The sequence below is a fragment of the Aeromonas sobria genome (assembly GCF_006243315.1).
Classification (GTDB): Bacteria; Pseudomonadota; Gammaproteobacteria; order Enterobacterales; family Aeromonadaceae; genus Aeromonas; species Aeromonas sobria_A.
The window spans coordinates 22,143-28,531 of record NZ_NKWE01000063.1; the positions used below are offsets into that span (position 1 = coordinate 22,143).

General features: G+C 56.1%; 5 protein-coding genes and 4 tRNA genes. 8 read left to right on the forward strand and 1 reads right to left on the reverse strand.

What is annotated here, in order from left to right:
• Positions 1 to 16: 16 nt before the first annotated feature.
• The 4 genes from rsmE (at position 17) to ruvX (ending at position 3,157) form a co-directional block, all read left to right on the forward strand.
• Positions 17 to 748, forward strand: coding sequence for a 16S rRNA (uracil(1498)-N(3))-methyltransferase (gene rsmE / locus CF137_RS19170; RefSeq protein ID WP_139721003.1), 732 nt, complete (start codon positions 17 to 19; stop codon positions 746 to 748).
• 140 nt (positions 749 to 888) lie between these two features.
• Positions 889 to 1,842 (forward strand): glutathione synthase, encoded by a 954-nt coding sequence (gene gshB / locus CF137_RS19175; protein WP_101347746.1) that lies wholly within the window; start codon positions 889 to 891, stop codon positions 1,840 to 1,842.
• A 295-nt stretch (positions 1,843 to 2,137) separates the two neighbouring features.
• Positions 2,138 to 2,692: a YqgE/AlgH family protein gene (locus CF137_RS19180; protein WP_101347747.1), complete on the forward strand. Its 555-nt coding sequence runs from the start codon at positions 2,138 to 2,140 to the stop codon at positions 2,690 to 2,692.
• A gap of 42 nt (positions 2,693 to 2,734) precedes the next feature.
• On the forward strand, positions 2,735 to 3,157 hold the full coding sequence (gene ruvX, locus CF137_RS19185) for a Holliday junction resolvase RuvX (protein ID WP_042020444.1): 423 nt from the start codon (positions 2,735 to 2,737) through the stop codon (positions 3,155 to 3,157).
• A 60-nt stretch (positions 3,158 to 3,217) separates the two neighbouring features.
• Here the strand turns inward: ruvX and dtpB are convergent, their stop codons facing one another.
• Positions 3,218 to 4,723: a dipeptide/tripeptide permease DtpB gene (gene dtpB / locus CF137_RS19190; RefSeq protein WP_139721005.1), complete on the reverse strand. Its 1,506-nt coding sequence runs from the start codon at positions 4,721 to 4,723 to the stop codon at positions 3,218 to 3,220.
• Between the two features lie 1,132 nt (positions 4,724 to 5,855).
• On the opposite strand from dtpB, the gene CF137_RS19195 reads away from it, so the two are divergent.
• From CF137_RS19195 to CF137_RS19210, 4 genes are all read left to right on the forward strand, one after another.
• A tRNA-Met gene (locus CF137_RS19195) sits at positions 5,856 to 5,932 on the forward strand.
• 13 nt (positions 5,933 to 5,945) lie between these two features.
• Positions 5,946 to 6,020 (forward strand) — tRNA-Gln (locus tag CF137_RS19200).
• Between the two features lie 145 nt (positions 6,021 to 6,165).
• Positions 6,166 to 6,240, forward strand: a tRNA-Gln gene (locus tag CF137_RS19205).
• A gap of 36 nt (positions 6,241 to 6,276) precedes the next feature.
• Positions 6,277 to 6,353, forward strand: a tRNA-Met gene (locus CF137_RS19210).
• Positions 6,354 to 6,389 lie beyond the last annotated feature (36 nt).

Genomic DNA, 6,389 nt, shown 5'->3' on the forward strand with positions numbered 1-6,389 from the left:
AGACTGACACTTAGCCATGCGCATTCCACGTATCTATGAAGCGGCCGCCATGCAGGCAGGCCAGACCATCGCCCTGTCAGAAGACGGCGCCAACCACATCGGCCGGGTACTGCGCATGCAGCCGGGCCAGCAGCTTGAGCTGTTCAATGGCGATGGCAATCAATATCCCGCCACCATCGCCAGCGTCAGCAAAAAATCGGTGGAAGTGACCATCGACCGCTGCGACCCCCAATCGGTGGAGTCCCCCTTCGCCATCCATCTGGGTCAGGTGATCAGCCGTGGCGACAAGATGGACTTCACCATCCAGAAATCGGTGGAGCTGGGCGTCACCTGCATCACCCCGCTCTTCTCCGAGCGTTGCGGCGTCAAGCTGCCGGCCGATCGACTGGAGAAGAAGCGCGAACAGTGGCAGAAAGTGGTGATCAGCGCCTGCGAACAGTGTGGCCGCAACGTGGTGCCAGAGGTACGCATGCCGATGGAGCTGGATGCCTGGCTGGCAGAAGAGACCAAAGAGCTCAAGCTCAACCTGCACCCGCGCGCCGAGTACAGCATCAACACCCTGCCCGTTCCCGAGCACGGGGTACGCTTGCTGATTGGCCCGGAAGGGGGATTGTCGAGCGACGAGATCGCCCGTACCGTGCAGGAAGATTTCAAAGAGATGCTGCTGGGGCCGCGGGTGCTACGCACCGAAACCGCCGCCCTGACTGCCATTACTGCGCTGCAGTGTCGATTCGGCGATCTCGCCTAATACCTGCGGGCAGCGTCATACCTGCGCGGGCAGTGTCGATAAGCTGCATGGCGGCAGCGAATGATGGCAGCCTCAAACGGCCGATTACGCTGTGCTAATCGCCCCTACAACCCAATCGAGCCATTAAGAAGGATATTCGGATGACCATTAAACTCGGCATCGTGATGGACCCCATCTCGGCCATCAACATTAAGAAAGATTCCAGCTTTGCCATGCTCGAAGAGGCGCAAAAGCGCGGCTATGAGCTGTTCTATCTGGAGATGTCTGATCTCTACATGGAAGCCGGTCGCGCCTTTGGCACCATGCGCCCGCTCACCGTCAAATATGACTATGCCGACTGGTACAGCCTGGGTGAGGTGGTCGATCAGCCCCTCTCCAACCTCGATGTGATCCTGATGCGTAAGGATCCGCCGTTCGATACCGAATTTATCTACGCCACCTACATGCTGGAACGGGCCGAAGATGAGGGTTGCCTCATCGTCAACAAGCCCCAAAGCCTGCGCGACGCCAACGAGAAGCTCTACACTGCCTGGTTTGCCGAACACACCCCGACCACGCTGGTGACCCGCCGCGCCGACAAACTGCGCGCCTTCCACGCCCAGCACAAGGATGTGATCCTCAAACCGCTGGACGGCATGGGCGGCGCCTCCATCTTCCGCATGAAGGAAGATGACGCCAACGTCGGCGTGATTATCGAGACCCTGACTGAACATGGCAGCCAGTACTGCATGGCCCAGACCTATCTGCCCGCCATCAAGGATGGCGACAAGCGGGTGCTGGTGGTGGACGGCGAACCGGTTCCCTACTGCCTCGCGCGCATTCCGGCGCAAGGGGAAACCCGTGGCAATCTGGCGGCCGGTGGCCGTGGTGAGGCGCGCCCCCTGAGCGACGCCGACTGGGCCATCGCCCGTGCGGTAGGTCCTGCCCTCAAAGCGAAGGGCCTGATCTTCGTCGGCCTCGACATCATCGGCGATCGGCTGACCGAGATTAACGTCACCAGCCCTACCTGCATTCGCGAGATTGAAGCAGCCTTCGACGTGCACATCACCGGCATGCTGATGGATGCCATCGAGCGTCGGCTGGCGAACGCCTGAAGAGCCACAGGAAAACGGTAAACGCAGCAGAGGCGGCCTTGGAGCCGCCTCTGTTTTTTCGTGCCGCTCTCTCGTGCCGTTCTTTCGTGGCGTAAGCGCAGCGCCCACAGTGCCAATCGCGGCACGACATAACCCGGATCAATTTTTGTCTGATTGAGATACCGTCCAGAGTTGTCTCTGCGGCCCCCTTTGGTCAGTTGTCAAAACACCCTCGACAAAAAGCGGTTTTGCCCAAAGTGATGAACTGCCATAATTGCCCTATTCACTTGCCAACGACCTTTGCACTATTTGGCCTATGCAAACACTGCAAAATCATTTCCTGCTTGCCATGCCAAGCCTGACGGATCCCTACTTCGCCCGTTCGCTGGTCTATCTGTGCGAACATAGCGAAGAGGGTGCCATGGGGCTGGTGGTCAACATTCCGGTAGAGATGTCGCTGGAAGCCATGCTGACCCAACTCAAGATTTCGGTACCCGGCAATCCGGAGCTCAAGCAGCAGGTGCTGCAAGGGGGGCCGGTTCACGCCGACCGTGGCTTCGTACTGCACAGCTTCCACCCCGGCTTCAACTCCACCCTGCAGGTGGGGGATGAGATGATGGTGACGACCTCCAAAGATATACTGGAGACCCTGGGTACCAGCGCCGCCCCCCGCCACTGGCTGGTGGCACTGGGTTATGCGGGCTGGAGTGCCGGACAGCTGGAGCAGGAACTGGTCGATGGCGCCTGGCTGGTGATCCCCCCCAATCCGGATTTGGTATTCAAAACCCCCATTCACACACGTTGGCAACAAGCCGCCGCCAGCATAGGGGTGAACACGGTTCATCTCTCCAGCGACATCGGCCATAGCTAACACCCGGCAACGCCCCCTGCGTTGCCTTTCGAGGATTTTTTCATGTCATCACGCAGCATCATGGGCTTTGACTATGGTACCAAGAGCATTGGCGTTGCCATCGGTCAGGAGCTGACCGGCACCGCCCAGCCTCTGCGCGCCATCAAGGCCAACGACGGCATCCCTAACTGGGACGATATCGACAAGCTGCTCAAGGAGTGGCAACCGGACCTGCTGGTGGTCGGTCTGCCGCTGAACATGGATGGCACCGATCAGGAGATCACGGTGCGCGCTCGCAAGTTCGGCAACCGACTGCACGGCCGCTTTGGCAAGCAGGTGGAGTTCAAGGATGAGCGGCTCACCACCACGGATGCCCGTGCCCGACTGTTTGAACGGGGCGGCTATCGCGCACTGGAAAAAGGCAGTGTGGATGGCGTGTCAGCCCAACTGATCGTCGAAGCCTGGATGGAAGAGCAGTACAACTGAGCCAGAAATAACCAAGGCAAGGGTCACAGCCCTTGCCTTGATATTGCCACTATCTGCCCGTCACCCCTGTGATTGCGGCGCCAGTACCCCCTCTTCCTGCGGCCCGGTCGCATTCATCATCCGGTTGAGCCAGGGCACCATCAGCCCCATCACCACCGCAATAAGCAGGGTCGCCAGACCAATCTTGCCAAACACATCGGTATAGATAGGCAGGGTCAACAAAGGATCGTTCATCCCTTCCGGCACAGCGGTAAAGGTGGCCACATAGCCCCCCAGCAGGGATGCCATCGCCTGGGTCAGGAACCACATCCCGAGAATGAAGCCCATCAACCGCTGGGGCACCAGTGCCGCCACCATGGCCAGACCCAGTGCGCTGATCATCAGCTCACCCAGACTCTGGAACAGATAGATAAGCACCATAAACCAGGGCGAGGTAAGCCCCTGGGCATCAGCAAACCACCAGCCGGAAGCGGCTGCGGTCAAAAAGCCGAGGGAGCAGAAGAACATCCCGAGGGTAAATTTGAGCGGCATGGTGAGATCCTTCCCCTGGCTGCCCATCCGGGTATAGATCAGCGCCAGCACCGGGCTGCCCACCACCACCCAGAAGGGGTTGAGCGCCTGGAAGCTGATGGGATTAACGCTCATCCCCAGCATCTCGTGATGCATGTTATTGATAGCAAAGAAATTCAACGAGGTTGGCATCTGGGCATACAGCACATAGAACAGCACCGCTTCAAGCATCAGCACAAATGCCACATACATTTTGTTGCGGCCGACCAGATCCAGCTTGAATGCCTCACGAAAGAAAATCACCACCACCACTATGGTCACCGTCATCAGCACCATATTGGCAATCACGATATGGTGCATCAACCAGGCACAGAAGAAGACCAGCCCAACGGCACCCAGCAAGACCAACAGCAGCTTGTTGTAATTGAGCGGCAGATGATCCGGTTCAGAGCCAATATCCTTGACCATATGACGGCAGGCAAAAAAGGCCAGCAACGCAATGATCAGCCCGACACCGCACAGGTTATAGGTCACCGTATAGCCATAATGGTCAGCAATGACCGGCGCCAGCGAGAGGGAAATAAGCGAGCCAATATTGATCGACATATAGAACAGGGTAAACGCGCCATCCAGACGGGGATCTTTTGGCGGATAACATTTCGACAGCAGGCTGGCCGGGTTGGCCTTGAACAGACAATTACCTACCGCAATGGTGCCCAGCGCATAGAAAATAAGGTCTGGATGGTAAATGGACATGCCCGTCATGAAGTAACCCAACACCAGCACCAGCGCCCCCAGTACCATGGTGCGCTTGGTCCCGAGTACATGGTCCCCGACATAGCCGCCGACCGATATCAGGCCATATACCAGCGCCGAGAAGGCGCCGAAGGTAATAAATGACTGCTCTTGAGAAAAACCCAGCTGCTGGACAAAGAAAACCGCCAGGATCCCTTGCACGCCGTAATAACCGAAGCGCTCCCAGAGTTCGACAAAAAAGATCATGAAGAAGGGTTTGGGTTGTTGTAATAACCCGGTCGGAGCTGTAGATGGATGCATACTAACCTGCCTTTATTGCTGTTTATTTTTATTCATCCAGCGGCACTGATAACGGGATCGTTCAATGGGTAATAACCGCGTCAGCCATGCACTCTGGACATTTTTTGATGCAACTACCCCGTTCGATGAAAGATAAAATTCATCTAGCCGGTTTCAATACGTTGTTATCGGGCGATAGTTGCCGGGTCGATCTGCTGCCGGGTCTCACTATGCCATGTGGCCGTTCGGGGTTGCCCTTTCGTCGCCAGCCCTTTCATGCCGGCCGGTTCAGCAGCCGAACACCCTTCCTTTGGTCATGCTCACTCCTGTGGGTCACAGGTTGTATAGCGCCACTGTGGATACCTAGGGCCATATATCGTGATACCCACCCAATGCCCTACTACACAAAAACAGCGGCGCACATTGAGATAAAATGTCACTCTCCTAAGGTTGGCCATGCTATCCCACTGGTTATTGACGAACTTAATGGTTGATCACACTTTAAAATTACCACTCAATGAAGTTTTCTAATGAAACCACATGAGTTTATTTCGTGCAAAGAGCCCCACACGAGACGTGCAGTGATCGCCTCTTTGTGCATGACCACAACAATGGACGGCGTGGGTGGTCAACTGTGAGCCAAGTAAACCCTACCCGCGCGGACCACTGACAACGGCTTGCCAAACACGCCACCACTGCATCGCCGTGGGGAGCTCAATGGCTAAACTAGAGCCTTTCTCTGGCCAACCGGTGACCCGAGGGCTCTTTTAGGGCGAGAGCGAGATAATGGCTCCGCCGGGCGGTAAAGATCGCCGGGCGTGCTGTTTCACCCAGCTGAAAGCACGGGACTGCGCGACACACAAAAAACCAGGACGCTGCTTTGCCAAAAACCGAGCCATGGCCACAAGAGGTGCCCCGTTGGCGAGGGAAGGCTGCTATTTACTGGACATGTTGTCTCCGGAATCCTTGGCACGGCAGGGGGCATGTCTTAAAAAAAATCATATTGTTGGGCTTTTGCGCAACAGAGACCAATATCTCGCCAAACGCACCCAAAATCAGTTTTTCTGACAAAAAAATGGTTGACGCCCCAGAGCCAGATACGCATAATTCGGCCCGCACAGTGACGAGGCAACGACTCACTGGAAGCACGGTTGGCTATGTAGCTCAGTTGGTTAGAGCATCGCACTCATAATGCGAGGGTCACAGGTTCGAATCCCGTCATAGCCACCATTAATTATTCAGTTGGGGTATCGCCAAGCGGTAAGGCAGCGGGTTTTGATCTCGCCATCCCTAGGTTCGAATCCTAGTACCCCAGCCATTATTTTCGGTCATCGACCTCGTCGGTGATCTGTTGTGGTAAGCGTGAGAGGTTTTTATCTCGTCAACGTGCCTAGGTTCAACTCCTAGTACCCAGCCACTGTTAAACGTTCTTTGCCAGTCAAACGACTGTTAAGGAATACTGTTGGGGTATCGCCAAGCGGTAAGGCAGCGGGTTTTGATCTCGCCATCCCTAGGTTCGAATCCTAGTACCCCAGCCATTTTTGCTTGTATTTGACTCCGGTCGAGCACAAGAAGGCTATGTAGCTCAGTTGGTTAGAGCATCGCACTCATAATGCGAGGGTCACAGGTTCGAATCCCGTCATAGCCACCATTATTTAAACTGTTTCTGTTGGGGTATCGCCAAGCG

Excerpts from the sequence above, each read along its gene's own strand:
- rsmE (WP_139721003.1), top strand. The coding sequence starts at position 17 with ATGCGCATTCCACGTATCTATGAAGCGGCCGCCATGCAGGCAGGCCAG.
- CF137_RS19180 (WP_101347747.1), top strand. The coding sequence starts at position 2,138 with ATGCAAACACTGCAAAATCATTTCCTGCTTGCCATGCCAAGCCTGACG.
- gshB (WP_101347746.1), top strand. The coding sequence starts at position 889 with ATGACCATTAAACTCGGCATCGTGATGGACCCCATCTCGGCCATCAAC.
- ruvX (WP_042020444.1), top strand. The coding sequence starts at position 2,735 with ATGTCATCACGCAGCATCATGGGCTTTGACTATGGTACCAAGAGCATT.
- dtpB (WP_139721005.1), bottom strand. The coding sequence starts at position 4,723 with ATGCATCCATCTACAGCTCCGACCGGGTTATTACAACAACCCAAACCC.